The 14,137-nt window shown below is 70.9% G+C and carries 13 protein-coding genes; 5 read left to right on the forward strand and 8 right to left on the reverse strand.

The window, feature by feature from the left end:
• Window positions 1-4: 4 nt before the first annotated feature.
• Genes ABZ027_RS08930 through ABZ027_RS08965 form a run of 8 tightly spaced genes read right to left on the reverse strand, consistent with a single transcriptional unit; the run spans window position 5 to window position 6,894 of the window.
• Window positions 5-1,999, reverse strand: a complete 1,995-nt coding sequence (locus ABZ027_RS08930; protein ID WP_356765878.1) for an NADH-quinone oxidoreductase subunit L — start codon at window positions 1,997-1,999, stop codon at window positions 5-7.
• Complete coding sequence (gene nuoK / locus ABZ027_RS08935; RefSeq protein ID WP_356765880.1) at window positions 1,996-2,397, reverse strand: NADH-quinone oxidoreductase subunit NuoK; 402 nt, start codon at window positions 2,395-2,397, stop codon at window positions 1,996-1,998. The genes ABZ027_RS08930 and nuoK overlap by 4 nt, the downstream gene beginning before the upstream one ends.
• Complete coding sequence (locus ABZ027_RS08940; RefSeq protein WP_356765882.1) at window positions 2,397-2,984, reverse strand: NADH-quinone oxidoreductase subunit J; 588 nt, start codon at window positions 2,982-2,984, stop codon at window positions 2,397-2,399. Before ABZ027_RS08940 ends, nuoK begins: the two co-directional genes overlap by 1 nt.
• Window positions 2,981-3,556, reverse strand: coding sequence for an NADH-quinone oxidoreductase subunit I (locus ABZ027_RS08945; RefSeq protein ID WP_356765884.1), 576 nt, complete (start codon window positions 3,554-3,556; stop codon window positions 2,981-2,983). Before ABZ027_RS08945 ends, ABZ027_RS08940 begins: the two co-directional genes overlap by 4 nt.
• Before the next feature lie 2 nt (window positions 3,557-3,558).
• Window positions 3,559-4,527 carry a complex I subunit 1 family protein gene (locus ABZ027_RS08950; RefSeq protein ID WP_356765886.1) on the reverse strand — a complete coding sequence of 323 codons (969 nt, stop codon included), beginning with the start codon at window positions 4,525-4,527 and terminating at the stop codon, window positions 3,559-3,561.
• Window positions 4,524-5,828, reverse strand: coding sequence for an NADH-quinone oxidoreductase subunit C (locus ABZ027_RS08955; protein ID WP_356765888.1), 1,305 nt, complete (start codon window positions 5,826-5,828; stop codon window positions 4,524-4,526). Before ABZ027_RS08955 ends, ABZ027_RS08950 begins: the two co-directional genes overlap by 4 nt.
• Window positions 5,825-6,511, reverse strand: a complete 687-nt coding sequence (locus ABZ027_RS08960) for an NADH-quinone oxidoreductase subunit B family protein (protein WP_356765890.1) — start codon at window positions 6,509-6,511, stop codon at window positions 5,825-5,827. The genes ABZ027_RS08955 and ABZ027_RS08960 overlap by 4 nt, the downstream gene beginning before the upstream one ends.
• Window positions 6,502-6,894 (reverse strand): NADH-quinone oxidoreductase subunit A, encoded by a 393-nt coding sequence (locus ABZ027_RS08965; protein ID WP_356765892.1) that lies wholly within the window; start codon window positions 6,892-6,894, stop codon window positions 6,502-6,504. Before ABZ027_RS08965 ends, ABZ027_RS08960 begins: the two co-directional genes overlap by 10 nt.
• Window positions 6,895-7,089: 195 nt before the next feature.
• On the opposite strand from ABZ027_RS08965, the gene ABZ027_RS08970 reads away from it, so the two are divergent.
• The 5 genes from ABZ027_RS08970 (at window position 7,090) to ABZ027_RS08990 (ending at window position 14,026) form a co-directional block, all read left to right on the forward strand.
• Window positions 7,090-8,331, forward strand: a complete 1,242-nt coding sequence (locus ABZ027_RS08970; protein ID WP_356765894.1) for a sensor domain-containing protein — start codon at window positions 7,090-7,092, stop codon at window positions 8,329-8,331.
• 150 nt (window positions 8,332-8,481) lie between these two features.
• Entirely contained in the window at window positions 8,482-9,831 is a 1,350-nt protein-coding gene (locus tag ABZ027_RS08975) for a sensor domain-containing protein (RefSeq protein WP_356766134.1), read from the forward strand.
• Between the two features lie 279 nt (window positions 9,832-10,110).
• A complete protein-coding gene (locus ABZ027_RS08980; RefSeq protein ID WP_356766136.1) occupies window positions 10,111-10,770 on the forward strand; it encodes a response regulator transcription factor in 660 nt (219 codons plus the stop codon).
• 252 nt (window positions 10,771-11,022) lie between these two features.
• A complete protein-coding gene (locus ABZ027_RS08985) occupies window positions 11,023-12,951 on the forward strand; it encodes a 2-oxoacid:acceptor oxidoreductase subunit alpha (protein WP_356765896.1) in 1,929 nt (642 codons plus the stop codon).
• Window positions 12,944-14,026, forward strand: a complete 1,083-nt coding sequence (locus ABZ027_RS08990; RefSeq protein WP_356765898.1) for a 2-oxoacid:ferredoxin oxidoreductase subunit beta — start codon at window positions 12,944-12,946, stop codon at window positions 14,024-14,026. Before ABZ027_RS08985 ends, ABZ027_RS08990 begins: the two co-directional genes overlap by 8 nt.
• Window positions 14,027-14,137 lie beyond the last annotated feature (111 nt).

The following is a 14,137-nucleotide window of genomic DNA, read 5'->3' on the forward strand; positions in this document are numbered from 1 at the left end:
CTGCTCACGCTCCGGTGGCGACGAGGACGGCGGCGACCACCAGGACGACGGTGCCGGCGAGCAGCGCGCTCACATAGGTCTGCAGATTGCCGGTCTGGGCACGTCGTACGGCGGCCCCGAGGAGCCGGGGCAGCGCGCCCGCGCCGCGTACGTAGGTCTCGACGACCTCGCGGTCGAGGAACCGGACGAGGGTGGCTCCGGCCTGGACCGGGCGGACGAAGAGGGCCGCGTACACGGCGTCGAGGTGGAAGCCGACGGCCGCGTGGCGGTGCAGCGGGCCGAGCAGGAGCCGTGCGGGGTCCGACGGGTCGGGTGCGTGGGCCACGTCTCCGTAGGCGGGCCGGTGGCTGGCGATGGCCTCGGCCTCCACCTGGCCGGCGTCGCCCTCGGGGTGGGCGGCGACCGCGCCCAGCGGGACCTTGGCCGCGAGTTGGGTGGTGTGCCGCCAGGCCGTGTAGGTGACGAGGCCGCCGACCAGGGCCACGCCCGTGCCGAGGACGGAGGTGGTGAGGGTCGGGGTGAGGTCACGGCCGTCGAACCAGTCGGGCAGCGTGCGGTAGGCGAGCGCGCCGACGGCGAGGGACGGGACGGCGAGGACCCACAGCACCACGGTCATGGTGAGGGGCTGCCTGCCGTGGTCGGGGGCCTGGGCACCCCGGCCGTAGAAGGCGAGCAGCCACAGCCGGGTCGCGTAGGCGGCGGTGAGCAGGGCGGTGAGGAGCCCGGCGACGAGGACGGTCCAGCCGGCGGCGCCGGGGGCCTGCTCGGTGTGTCCGGTGGCCACGTGCTCGGCGGCGCCGAGGACGGACTCCTTGGAGAAGAAGCCGCTGAACGGCGGGATGGCGGCGAGCGCGAGGAGCGCCACGGTCATCGTCCAGAAGGCGTCGGGGACGCGGTGGCGCAGGTTGCTCATGCGGGACATGGCGGCCAGCGAGTTGGTACCGGCGGCGTGGATGATCACGCCGGCCGCGAGGAACAGCAGCGCCTTGAAGGCGCCGTGCGAGAGGAGGTGGAAGACGGCGGCTGAGCGGTCGCCGACGGCGAGGGAGCCGGTCATGTAGCCGAGCTGACCGATCGTCGAGTAGGCGAGGACGCGCTTGATGTCGTCCTGGGCAAGCGCGGCGAGGGCCGAGCCGGCCATGGTGACGGCGGCCATGACGGCGAGGACGACCATCGCGGCCCGGGAGGCCTCGAACACGGGGAGGAGTCGGGCGACGAAGTAGACGCCGGCCGCGACCATGGTCGCGGCATGGATCAGCGCGGAGACGGGGGTGGGGCCCGCCATCGCGTCGGGGAGCCAGGTGTGCAGCGGGAACTGCGCCGACTTGCCTGCCACTCCGGCCAGGAGCAGGAGGGCGATGAGGGTCGGGTGGTCGAGTCCGCCGTGGGCGACGGCGCCGAGGACTTTCGTGATCTGGAAGGAGCCGGCGTCGGTGGCGAGGGCGAACAGGCCGATGAGGAAGGGGACGTCACCGAGCTTGGTCACGAGGAAGGCCTTGAGGGAGGCGGCGCGGGCCTCCGGGGTCTCCCAGTAGTGGCCCACCAGGAAGTACGAGCAGATACCCATGATCTCCCAGCCGACCAGCAGCAGCATCAGGTCGCCGGAGTAGACGACGAGCAGCATCGCGGAGGTGAAGAGGGAGACGAGGGCGGCGTACGAGGGGTAGCGCGGGTCGTCGCGCAGATAGCCCGTCGAGTAGATCTGCACGCAGGCGGCCACGAAGGCGACCAGGACGGCGACGAGGGCGGCGAAGCCGTCGATGTCGAGGGCGAGTTCGATCGGGACCGAGCCGGTGGGGGTGAGTTCGGTGGCCGCCTCGATGGTGTGGCCGCCGCCCTGCCGCACGGCGACGATCACGGCGAGACCGAGGGAGGCGAGTACCGGCAGGACGGCGAGCGGGCGGATGAAGCCGGGGGCGGTGCGGCCCAGCAGCAGACCGGCCGCGGCGCCGAGGAACGGAAGGAGGGGGACGAGGACGGCGAGGGTGGTCGTGGTCACGCGCTGGCCTCAGCCTTCTCGGCGGCCGTCCCGGCCGTCGGGGTGCCCCTGCCGGAGCCGTCGGCCGGGTCGCTCCCGTGGCCCTCGGCGGTGTCGCGGAGCTTGTCGATGTCCGCGGTGCCGCGGTTGCGGTGGACGGCGAGGACGATCGCCAGGCCGATGCCGATCTCGGCTGCGGCGATGGCGATGGTGAACAGGGTCAGCGCCTGGCCGGAGTGCAGGGTCTCCTCAGCTGCCCGGCTGAGCCAGACGTCGAAGGCGACCAGGTTGAGGTTGACGGCGTTGAGCATCAGCTCGACCGACATCAGGACCAGGATCGCGTTGCGGCGGGCGAGGACTCCGTACAGGCCGGTGCAGAAGAGGAGGGCGGACAGGACGGCGGGATAGGCGAGGTGCATCAGCGGGCGCCTTCCTGGTCGGCCTCGGCGGTATCGGCTCGGGTCGCGTCGGCCTTCGCCTTGCGGGACAGGACGATCGCGCCGACGAGGGCGGCGAGGAGGAGGACGGACAGGGCCTCGAAGGGAAGCACCCAGTTCTGGAAGAGGCTGGCGCCGGTGGCCTCGGTGGAACCGGCGGGGGGCCCGTCCAGGTCGATCCAGGTCGCGCGGAAGGCGTCGACGACGACCCAGACCAGGGCGGCGGCCGCGGCGACGGCCACGGTGAGGGCGGCCCAGCGGTTGCCGGAGTCGGCGTCCGGGGAGCGGCCGATCGGGGCCCTGGTGAGCATCAGACCGAACAGGAGGAGGACGACGACGGATCCGACGTAGATGAGGACCTGTACCCAGGCGATGAACTCGGCGGTGAGCAGGAGGTATTCGACGGCGAGGCCGCCGAGGGCGACCACCAGCCACAGGGCGGCGTGCACCAGTTGCCTGGTGGTGACCGTGACCAGCGCGGCGCCGAAGGTGACCAGGCCGACCAGGAGGAACGCGATCTCGACGCCGGTCGGGGAGAGGAAGCCGTGGGTTTCGGTGGCGAGGTTCACGTTTGCCCCTCCTCCGGTTCGGCCTGGGCGGCCGCCAGCTTCTCGGCGGTCTTACGGGCGGCCGCGATCTCCTTGGGTTCCTCCGCGCCGGGGTCGAGGGCGGGCGGGGCCGGGACGGTCCACATCCACTCGCGGAGCTTGTCGCGTTCGTGGGTGAGTTCGTGGATGTCGGTCTCGGCGTACTCGAACTCCGGGGACCAGAACAGGGCGTCGAAAGGACACACCTCGATGCAGATACCGCAGTACATGCAGAGAGAGAAGTCGATGGCGAAGCGGTCGAGGACGTTGCGGCTTCGTTCGCGGCCGCCCGGTGCGGCCGGCGGGACCGTCTCCTTGTGGGAGTCGATGTAGATGCACCAGTCCGGGCATTCGCGGGCGCACAGCATGCAGACCGTGCAGTTCTCCTCGAACAGGCCGATGACGCCACGGGTGCGGGGCGGCAGGTCGGGCTGGGTGTCGGGGTACTGCTCGGTGACGGTCTTCTTCGTCATCGTGCGCAGGGTGACGGCCAGGCCCTTGGCGAGGCCTGAGCCGGGGATGCGGGGCCGGGTGGGCGGGAGAGGCTCGGCCATGGTTACTGGATCACCACCTTGACGATGCCGGTGAGGGCGATCTGGGCGAGGGACAGGGGGACCAGGAGGGTCCAGGAGAGCTTTTGCAGCTGGTCCTCGCGCAGGCGGGGGTAGGTGACGCGGAGCCAGATCACGACGAAGGCGAGGACGGCGGTCTTCAGCAGGGTCCAGACCCAGCCGAGGCCGTCGGCGCCCCAGGGACCGTGCCAGCCGCCCAGGAAGAGGACGGTGGTCAGGCCGCACAGGACGACGATTCCGGCGTACTCGGCGAGCAGGAACAGGGCGAAGCGGAGGCCGGTGTACTCGGTGTAGGCGCCGAAGATGATCTCGGAGTCGGCGACCGGCATGTCGAAGGGGGGCCGCTGGAGTTCGGCGAGGCCGGCGACGAAGAAGACGATCGCGCCGACGATCTGCCAGGGCAGCCACCACCACTCGAAGGCGTCCAGGATCCCGGGGAGCGACACCGTCCCGGCGGCCATCGCCACCGAGGCGGCGGTGAGCAGCATCGGGAGTTCGTAGGCGAGGAGCTGGGCGGCGGTGCGCAGGCCGCCGAGGAGGGAGAACTTGTTGGCGGAGGCCCAGCCGGCCATGAGCGAGCCGAGGACGCCTACGCCCATCACGGCCAGGACGAAGAACACACCCGCGTCGACGACCTCGCCGACGGCGCCCTCGCCGGGGCCGATGGGGATGGCCAGGAGGACCAGCAGGTACGGGAGGAGTGCCACGGCCGGGGCGAGTTGGAAGATACGGCGGTCCGCGCCCGCCGGGACGATGTCTTCCTTCTGCGCGAACTTCACGCCGTCCGCGACGAGTTGGGCCCAGCCGTGGAAACCGCCGGCGTACATCGGGCCGAGGCGCCCCTGCATGTGGGCCATCACCTTGTGCTCGGTCTGACCCACGATCAGCGGGAAGGTGAGGAAGACGCCGAAGACGATCAGGAGTCGCAGGGCGACGTCGAAAGCGTCATTCACTGCGAGCCTCCTTGGGGGGGTTCGGGGGCGTCGGGGGCTTTGGGGGGTTCGGCCCGGGGGTGTGGGGCGGGGGCTTCGGGCGCTTCGGGTTCGGCGGTGTCTTCGGCGGTGTCTTCGGGGGTGGAGGTCGTGGGCTTGTGAGGGGCGGGCTCGGGAGCCACCGGGCCTGGAGTCGCGGCCTCGGAGGGTTCGGCGGGGCCGTTCGGTTCCGGTTCGTCGAAGGTCGGGCGGGCGTGGTGCCAGGGGGCGTCCGAGGTGCGGGGGCTCCTGGAGGGACGGGCGGGTGTGTCCTCGGCCGGGGGCTGCGTGCACTGCGACGCGGAGCCCTCACCGGCGCTGCGCGCACGTCGGGCCGGGCCGGAACCGGGGCCTTCGCCCGCACCGGTGCCGGTCCCGCCCTGCTGACTCGCCGAGCCTTCCGACGCCGAGCGCGTGCGACGCGGACGGGCCGGTGCGGCGGCATCGGCCGACGAGGCGTCCGGAGCCGACGGGGCGTCCACGGTCGGCGGGGCGTCCACCGTCGGCGGCGTCGCCTCCCGGTCCTCCACCGGCTGACGCGTCGGCCCCCCGGTCTGGCTCGCCGACCCCTCCGACGCCGAACGCGCCCGACGTACCGGACGCTCGCCGGCCGCACGTACCGGACGCTCGCCCGTCGCGCGAGCCGGGCGCTCCGGTGTCGTGCGCCCAGCGCCCCGGGCCGGGCGGGCGGGGGCCGGTGGGAGCTGGCCCTTCTGCGGGCCCCACTCGTTCGGGTCGGGGACGCCCGGGGGAAGCATCTGGCGGCGTTTGGGGGCACCGTGTGCCCCGCCCGCTGCGGACTCCCCCGGTTCCTTCGCGCCGGGCCAGGCCTTGGCGACGCGGGCGGCCAGGACGAAGTCCTTGCGGAGGGGATGGCCTTCGAAGCCCTCGGGAAGCAGGAGGTGGTCCAGCGACGGGTGGCCCCGGAAGTCGACGCCGAACATTTCGTGCGTCTCACGTTCGTGCCAGGCCGCGCCCGCGAACACGTCCACCGCGCTCGGCAGGACAGGGGCCTCGTGCGGGACCGTCGTACGCAGCAAGAGTCGTCGCACCGGGGAGAGCGCCACCACGTGCGCCGCGACACGGAAGCCCGCGCCGGGTTCGTCGACCGCGCTCAGCCAGTCGAAGTAGGTGCAGGCCAGACGGTCGCGGGCCACCTCCAGCGCGGCGAGCCAGGACGCCGGCGGTACGTCGACCGTCAGCACCTCGTACGACTCCTCGGCCGTGGCCTGCGTACCGAACAGCTCCTCGACCGGAGCGGGCAGCCAGCCGACCCCGGTCATCGCCCCTCCCCCGAACCGGAACCGTGACCGGACCCCGAACCGGAACCGTGACCGGACCCCGAACCCGAGCCGGACCCCGCCTCCGGCCCCCGCACCAGCCCACTCGTCAGCGCCGCCGCCGAAGGACGCCCCGTCCCGGACCCAGCCCCAGACCCCGACCCGTACCGCTCCCCCAGCGACTCCCGCGCGATCTTCTCCTGGAGCTTGAGGATCCCCTGCAGCAGCGCCTCGGGGCGGGGCGGGCAGCCCGGGACGTAGACGTCCACCGGGATGATCTGGTCGACGCCCTTGGTGACGGAGTACGAGTCCCAGTACGGCCCGCCGCAGTTGCTGCACGCGCCGAACGAGATCACGTACTTCGGTTCGGGCATCTGCTCGTACAGGCGCTTCACGGCCGGCGCCATCTTGTCCGTGACCGTGCCGGAGACCACCATCAGGTCGGCCTGGCGGGGGCCGGGCGCGAAGGGGATCACACCGAGGCGGATGAAGTCGTGGCGGGCCATCGACGCGGCGATGAACTCGATCGCGCAGCAGGCGAGGCCGAAGTTGAAGACCCACAGGGAGTAGCGGCGGCCCCAGTTCAGGACCACCTTCATCGGCTCGGGGGCCAGCCGTGCGAGGGCTCCCAGCCGCTTCGGCTCCGGAAGCAGAACGGGCTCGGAAGGAGTGGGGGTCACGTCCATGTCAGGACGCCCTTCTTGTATGCGTACAGCAGGCCCACGGCGAGGAAGCCCAGGAAGATGAACATCTCCACGAGGGTGGTCGCGCCATAGCCGGGAGCGGCGAACACCGTGGCCCAGGGGAACAGGAAGATCGAGTCGACGGCGAAGATGACGTACAGGAAGGCGTAGACGTAGTAGCGGACCTGGGTGTGCGCCCAGCCCTCGCCGACGGGGTCGACTCCGCACTCGTACGTCAGGAGCTTCTCGGGGGTGGGGACCACGGGCCGCAGCAGGCGTCCGGCGCCGAAGGCGACCGCGACGAACAGCACGCCGACGACGGCGAGCAGCCCGACGACCGAGTACGACTGGAAGTAGTCCGCCGCGACAGCGGTCGGTTCCCGCACGGTCCGTCCCTCGCTCCCTGTGAACGCTGCTGTTAGACGATCTGTACGCACCGGAGTCTAGGCCCTGCTAAAGGGAGCGTAAGCAGCCCGTCTGGCCTGAGGAAAGCCTCGGATGGCCGGGGTGGGGTTTTCCCCCGTGCGTCGCGGCGGTCCGCCTCATGGCGCGGCGGGCCGACGCACGGCACGCTGACCCGTATGACCGAACGTCTCCCGGCCTCGAGCCCCTTAGGGGAAGCGGACAGCGACCGCCTTCCACCCGCCCGTCTCGCCTTCCCCCGGCACACCTGGAAGGAGATCGCGCACCTGCTGGCGAACTTTCCGGCGGCGCTGATCGGATTCGTCTACGTCGTGACGACGCTGGCCCTCGGAGCGGGGCTGACCGTCACGGTGATCGGACTGCCGCTGCTCGCCCTCGGGCTGATGGGGGCCCGTCAGCTGGGCAGGCTGGAGCGGGCGCGGGCCAGGGCGCTGCTCGGGGTGCGGGTGGACGAGCCGAGCCCGCTGCCGTGGGGCAGGAGGGGCGGCGGATTCCTCCAGCGGCTGTGGACGGGGCTGAAGGACCCGGTCGGCTGGCGGACGATGCTGTACGACTTCATCCGGCTGCCCTGGGGCATTTTCACCTTCACCTTCACGCTGACCTCGCTGTTCGTGCTGTGGCCGGTGCTGCCCCTCATCGCGCGGGGGCTGACCAATGTCGACCGGGCGATGGTGCGCGGTCTGCTGTCGCCCTCCGACGAACTGGAGCGGCGGATCACCGAGCTGGAGTCCGACCGGGGTGTCGTCGTCGACACGGCCGCGGCCGATCTGCGCCGCATCGAGCGCGATCTGCACGACGGCGCGCAGGCCCGGCTGGTCAATCTGGCGATGGGGCTGGGCATGGCCAAGGAGCGGCTGCTGGAGGGGCAGGCCGACGACAAGGTCGTGGCGGCGATGGTCGAGGAGGCGCACGGCGAGGTGAAACTCGCGCTGCAGGAGCTGCGGGACCTCGCCCGGGGCATCCACCCCGCCGTCCTGACCGACCGCGGTCTGGACGCCGCGCTGTCCTCCGTCGCCTCGCGGTGCACGGTGCCGGTGAAGGTGACGGCGGACCTGGATGCCAGGCCGGTCGCGGCCATCGAGGGCATCGCCTACTTCACCGTCTCGGAGCTGCTGCAGAACGTCAGCAAGCACAGCGGGGCGAGATCGGCGTCGGTGGACGTGTGGCGATCCGACGACCGGCTGCTGATCCAGGTGTGGGACGACGGCCGCGGTGGTGCGCGCCTCGACGGCGGTACGGGCATGCGTGGCCTCGCCGACCGCCTGGACGCCGTGGACGGCCTCTTCGTCATCGACTCACCCCCGGGCGGTCCGACGATCGTCACCGCGGAGCTGCCCTGGCGGGACCGCGACGAGGCCTCCGGCGCGGGCGGGTCCCGCGGGCACGGCGGTAGGCGGTAGGCGGTAGGCGGCAGGCGGCAGGCGGCAGGCGGCAGCGGTAGGGAAAACCCCCCTTCCGAGACGCCGACGGACTCCATGGTCCGCAGGCGCGCGGCACAGCAGAGTGAAGGTACGACGGCACAGCCGCAGGACGAGGAGAAGGACGAGGCGATGGCCACGCACTACGGACAGAGCTACGGGCACGACAGCGAGCTCGGGTTCCCCGACGGGGCACGTCGGCATCGTCTGCCGGCCGGGCTGCGGGCGCCGTTCGAGGCGCGCAGCTGGCGCGAACTGGCGTACGTACTGCTGGGTCTGCCGATCGGCGTCCTGATGTTCGTGTACGCCGTCACGATGGTCACCCTCGGCATGGGGCTGCTGGTGACGTTCCTCGGGATTCCGGTGCTGGCGGCGGGGCTGGCCGGCTGCCGGGGGCTCGGGGCGCTGGAGCGGGCCCGCGCGCGGGGACTGCTCGGACTCGACGTGGCCGACCCGGAGCCGCTGCGGATCAAGAAGCAGGGCGCGCTGGCCTGGATGGGCGCCGTGCTGAAGAGCGGCACGTCGTGGCGGAGCGTGCTGTACACGCTGGTGCACCTGCCGTGGTCGGTGTTCTCCTTCGTCGTCGCGGTGAACTTCTTCGCGCTCGGCTGGACGCTGATGACGTACCCGGTGTGGTTCTGGCTCTTCCCGCTGTACGGCGGGCAGGACGGGATCCAGCTGTACGGCGACGAGAGCCACCAGGTGTACCTCGACAACCCGTTCGAGATCACCGTGACGGCGCTGGTGGGCCTGTTGATCACGCTGGCCACGCCCTGGATCCTGCGGGCGCTGACCATGGTGGACCGGCTGCTGGTGCACGGGCTGCTCGGGCCGTCGCGGCTGTCGGCGCGGGTGGTGGAGCTGGAGTCGGACCGGGGGGTCGTGGTCGACACGGCCGCCGCGGACCTGCGGCGCATCGAGCGGGACCTGCACGACGGGGCGCAGGCCCGGCTGGTGGCGCTGGCGATGGACCTGGGGCTGGCGAAGGAGAAGCTGGCGGAGAATCCGCAGGAGGCGGCCCAGCTGGTGGGGGACGCGCACGGCGAGGTGAAGACGGCGTTGCAGGAGCTGCGGGACCTGGCCCGGGGCATCCACCCGGCCGTACTGACGGACCGCGGTCTGGACGCCGCGCTGTCCTCCGTCGCCTCGCGGTGCACGGTGCCGGTGCAGGTGGAGGTGGACCTGTCGGCGCGGCCGGCCCCGGCGATCGAGGGGATCGCGTACTTCACGGTGTCGGAGCTGCTGCAGAACATCAGCAAGCACTCGCGCGCCACGCAGGCGTCGGTGGACGTGTGGCAGGTGGAGAACCGCCTGATGCTCCAGGTCGTGGACGACGGGGTCGGCGGCGCGGACACCTCCGCCGGTTCGGGGCTGGCCGGCTTGGCCGAGCGGCTGGACGCGGTGGACGGAATCCTGGTGGTGGACTCGCCGGCCGGTGGCCCGACCCGGATCACCGCCGAACTGCCCTGGCGAGCGGTGTAGCCCGGTCGCTCGCTTCGGCCCCCTGATCTGCGAATTCCCCGCGGATCAGGGGGCCGAGGGGTGCCCCGGTCACCGAACCCCCAGCCCGGTCACCGAACCCTCAGCCGTGCAACCGAACCCCCAGCCGTGCCACCAACCCGGTCACGCGCGCCGCGCCCGGTCTGTCCACAGGCCCGGTGAGGAAGGTCGGATCGCGGGATACTGCCCCCCAAGGGATGGGGACGGGGCCGGTTTCGGCCCACTACAGGGGCTCGGGGGCCAAAAATCGTGGAGGACAGGGTGCAGGTGGTCATCGCCGAGGATTCGGTGCTGCTGAGGGAGGGCCTGACCCGGCTGTTGACCGACCGTGGACATGACGTGGTGGCCGGGGTCGGTGACGGCGAGGCGTTGATCAAGACCATCACCGAGCTGGAAGCGCAGGGCGAGCTGCCGGACGTCGTGGTGGCGGACGTACGGATGCCGCCGACGCACACCGACGAGGGCGTGCGGGCGGCGGTCCAGCTGCGCAAGGCGCATCCGGGGCTCGGGGTGCTCGTGCTGTCGCAGTACGTGGAGGAGCGCTACGCCACCGAACTGCTGGCCGGTTCGAGTCGCGGCGTCGGCTATCTGCTCAAGGACCGGGTGGCCGAGGTGCGTGAGTTCGTGGACGCGGTGGTCCGGGTGGCTGAGGGCGGTACGGCCCTCGACCCGGAGGTCGTCGCCCAGTTGCTGGGCCGCTCCCGCAAGCAGGACGTGCTCGCGGGTCTCACCCCGCGAGAGCGCGAGGTGCTGGGCCTGATGGCGGAGGGGCGGACCAACTCCGCGATCGCGCGGCAACTGGTGGTGAGCGACGGAGCCGTGGAGAAGCACGTCAGCAACATCTTCCTGAAACTCGGGCTGTCCCCGAGCGACGGGGACCACCGGCGCGTGCTGGCGGTCCTCACCTATCTGAACTCCTGACAATCTGACACTGTGTCAGATAGGCCGGGGTCCATCACTCGCGGGACGAGAACGGGGGGTCGCGCGAGAGCGTCTTCACAGTGAATGTCGGGGGCGGGTAAATCATGACAAATCAGCGTTCTCCATCGTCTCAAAGGCGTGTCCATCATGCGAATGACCCAGGGAAGGCGACCCTTACGGTCGTAGGGTTGCTCTTGGGAGGCCAGCGGGACGGCCGCTCCCAGACAGCCGCCTCTAGGGAGGTCCAGTTCAGTGACCAGCCAGGTCAGTAGCCCAGCGGAGCAGGCCGACGGATCCGTCACGGGAGAGCAGCGCACCACGGCGGGCGTGAAGAACGTCCGCCGTCTGGACCGGGTGATCATCCGTTTCGCGGGGGACTCGGGTGACGGCATGCAACTCACCGGCGACCGCTTCACCTCGGAGACGGCGTCCTTCGGCAACGACCTGTCGACGCTGCCGAACTTCCCCGCCGAGATCCGCGCCCCCGCAGGGACCCTGCCCGGTGTCTCGTCCTTCCAGTTGCACTTCGCCGACCACGACATCCTCACGCCGGGCGACGCGCCCAACGTGCTGGTGGCGATGAACCCGGCCGCTCTCAGAGCCAACGTCGGCGACCTGCCGCGCGGCGCGGAGATCATCGTCAACACGGACGAGTTCACGAAACGGGCGATGCAGAAAGTGGGGTACGGCGCTTCCCCACTGGAAGACGGTTCCCTCGACGGTTACCAGCTCCACCCGGTCCCACTGACCACCCTGACCGTCGAGGCACTCAAGGAATTCGACCTCACCCGCAAAGAGGCCGAGCGCAGCAAGAACATGTTCGCGCTCGGCCTCTTGTCATGGATGTACCACCGGCCCACCGAGGGCACGGAGAAGTTCCTGAGGTCGAAGTTCGCCAAGAAGCCCGAGATCGCGGCCGCCAACATCGCCGCCTTCCGCGCGGGCTGGAACTTCGGTGAGACCACCGAGGACTTCGCGGTCTCCTACGAGATCGCCCCGGCGACCACGGCCTTCCCGGTCGGCACGTACCGGAACATCTCCGGGAACCTGGCGCTGTCGTACGGCCTGGTCGCGGCCTCCCGCCAGGCGGACCTGCCGCTGTTCCTGGGCTCGTACCCGATCACCCCGGCCTCGGACATCCTGCACGAGCTCAGCAAGCACAAGAACTTCGGCGTGCGCACCTTCCAGGCCGAGGACGAGATCGCGGGTATCGGCGCGGCGCTGGGCGCGGCCTTCGGCGGCTCGCTGGCGGTGACCACGACCAGCGGGCCCGGAGTCGCGCTCAAGAGCGAGACCATCGGCCTCGCGGTCTCCCTCGAACTGCCGCTGCTGGTGATCGACATCCAGCGCGGCGGCCCGTCGACCGGTCTGCCCACCAAGACCGAGCAGGCGGACCTGCTGCAGGCGATGTACGGGCGCAACGGCGAGGCCCCGGTCCCGGTGATCGCCCCGCGCACCCCGGCCGACTGCTTCGACGCGGCCATGGAGGCGGCGCGCGTCGCGCTGACGTACCGCACGCCGGTGATGCTGCTGTCCGACGGCTACCTGGCCAACGGCTCCGAACCCTGGCGCATCCCGGAACTGGACGAACTGCCGGACCTGCGGGTGCAGTTCACGCAGGGCCCGAACCACACCCTGGACGACGGCACCGAGGTGTTCTGGCCGTACAAGCGCGACCCCGAGACCCTCGCCCGCCCGTGGGCGATCCCGGGCACGCCGGGCCTGGAGCACCGCATCGGCGGCATCGAGAAGCAGGACGGCACCGGCAACATCTCCTACGACCCCGCGAACCACGAGTTCATGGTCCGCACCCGCCAGGCCAAGATCGACGGCATCGACGTACCGGACATCGAGGTCGACGATCCGCACGGGGCGCGGACCCTGGTACTGGGCTGGGGCTCGACGTACGGGCCGATCACGGCGGCGGTACGGCGGCTGCGGACGGCCGGCGAGTCGATCGCGCAGGCCCATCTGCGTCACCTCAACCCGTTCCCGCGGAATCTGGGCGAGGTGCTGAAGGCGTACGAGAAGGTGGTGATCCCCGAGATGAACCTCGGTCAGCTCGCCACGCTGGTGCGGGCGAAGTACCTGGTCGACGCCCGCTCGTACAACCAGGTCAACGGTATGCCGTTCAAGGCGGAGCAGCTCGCCGCGGCACTCAAGGAGGCCATCGATGGCTGAGACGTCCACGGAAGGCACGGGCACGGTCGAGGCGCTTTCGCTCGTTCCCAAGGCCGAGGCCCGGCAGTCCATGAAGGACTTCAAGTCCGACCAGGAAGTGCGCTGGTGCCCCGGCTGCGGTGACTACGCGATCCTCGCCGCGGTGCAGGGCTTCATGCCCGAGCTGGGTCTGGCCAAGGAGAACATCGTCTTCGTCTCGGGCATCGGCTGCTCCTCCCGCTTCCCGTACTACATGAACACCTACGGCATGCACTCCATCCACGGCCGCGCGCCCGCGATCGCGACGGGGCTCGCGTCCAGCAGGCGGGACCTGTCGGTGTGGGTGGTCACCGGTGACGGGGACGCGCTGTCCATCGGCGGCAACCACCTGATCCACGCCCTGCGGCGGAACGTGAACCTGAAGATCCTCCTCTTCAACAACCGGATCTACGGGCTCACCAAGGGCCAGTACTCACCCACCTCCGAGGTCGGCAAGATCACCAAGTCGACGCCGATGGGGTCGCTGGACGCCCCCTTCAACCCGGTGTCCCTCGCGCTCGGCGCGGAGGCGTCGTTCGTGGCGCGGACCATCGACTCGGACCGCAAGCACCTGACGGGGGTGCTGCGGGAGGCGGCCGCCCATCAGGGCACCGCGCTGATCGAGATCTACCAGAACTGCAACATCTTCAACGACGGCGCCTTCGAAGCGCTGAAGGACAACCAGTCGGCCGAGGAGGCGGTGATCCGGCTTGAGCACGGCCGGCCGATCCGCTTCGGCGGTGAGGGAGGTTCGCGCGGCGTGGTCCGGGACCCGGCGACCGGTGACCTGAGGGTCGTGGACGTCACCCCGGACAACGAGTCGGACATCCTGGTCCACGACGCCCACGCCGCCTCCCCCACCACGGCGTTCGCCCTGTCCCGCCTGGCGGACCCGGACACCCTGCACCACACCCCGATCGGGGTGCTGCGGTCCGTGCAACGGCCCGTCTACGACACACAGATGGCGGATCAGCTGGACACGGCGATCGAGCAGAAGGGCAAGGGGGATCTGGGGGCATTGCTGGCGGGTGGGGACACCTGGACCGTCGTCGGCTGATCGGGGGCCGTACGTCAGTCGTACGTCAGTCGTACGTCACAGGAGGGCCCGGCGCGTGGAGCGGCCGGGCCCTCTCCGATGTCGGCGCGTGTCACACATCCGGCTTGCTCG

The sequence above is a fragment of the Streptomyces sp. NPDC006332 genome (assembly GCF_040612855.1).
Lineage (GTDB): Bacteria > Actinomycetota > Actinomycetes > Streptomycetales > Streptomycetaceae > Streptomyces.

Bases quoted from the DNA above. Each gene is read 5' to 3' on its own strand.
- ABZ027_RS08945 (WP_356765884.1), bottom strand. From the start codon at position 3,556: ATGGCCGAGCCTCTCCCGCCCACCCGGCCCCGCATCCCCGGCTCAGGC.
- ABZ027_RS08960 (WP_356765890.1), bottom strand. From the start codon at position 6,511: ATGGACGTGACCCCCACTCCTTCCGAGCCCGTTCTGCTTCCGGAGCCG.
- ABZ027_RS08990 (WP_356765898.1), top strand. From the start codon at position 12,944: ATGGCTGAGACGTCCACGGAAGGCACGGGCACGGTCGAGGCGCTTTCG.
- ABZ027_RS08955 (WP_356765888.1), bottom strand. From the start codon at position 5,828: ATGACCGGGGTCGGCTGGCTGCCCGCTCCGGTCGAGGAGCTGTTCGGT.
- ABZ027_RS08975 (WP_356766134.1), top strand. From the start codon at position 8,482: ATGGCCACGCACTACGGACAGAGCTACGGGCACGACAGCGAGCTCGGG.
- ABZ027_RS08970 (WP_356765894.1), top strand. From the start codon at position 7,090: ATGACCGAACGTCTCCCGGCCTCGAGCCCCTTAGGGGAAGCGGACAGC.
- nuoK (WP_356765880.1), bottom strand. From the start codon at position 2,397: ATGCACCTCGCCTATCCCGCCGTCCTGTCCGCCCTCCTCTTCTGCACC.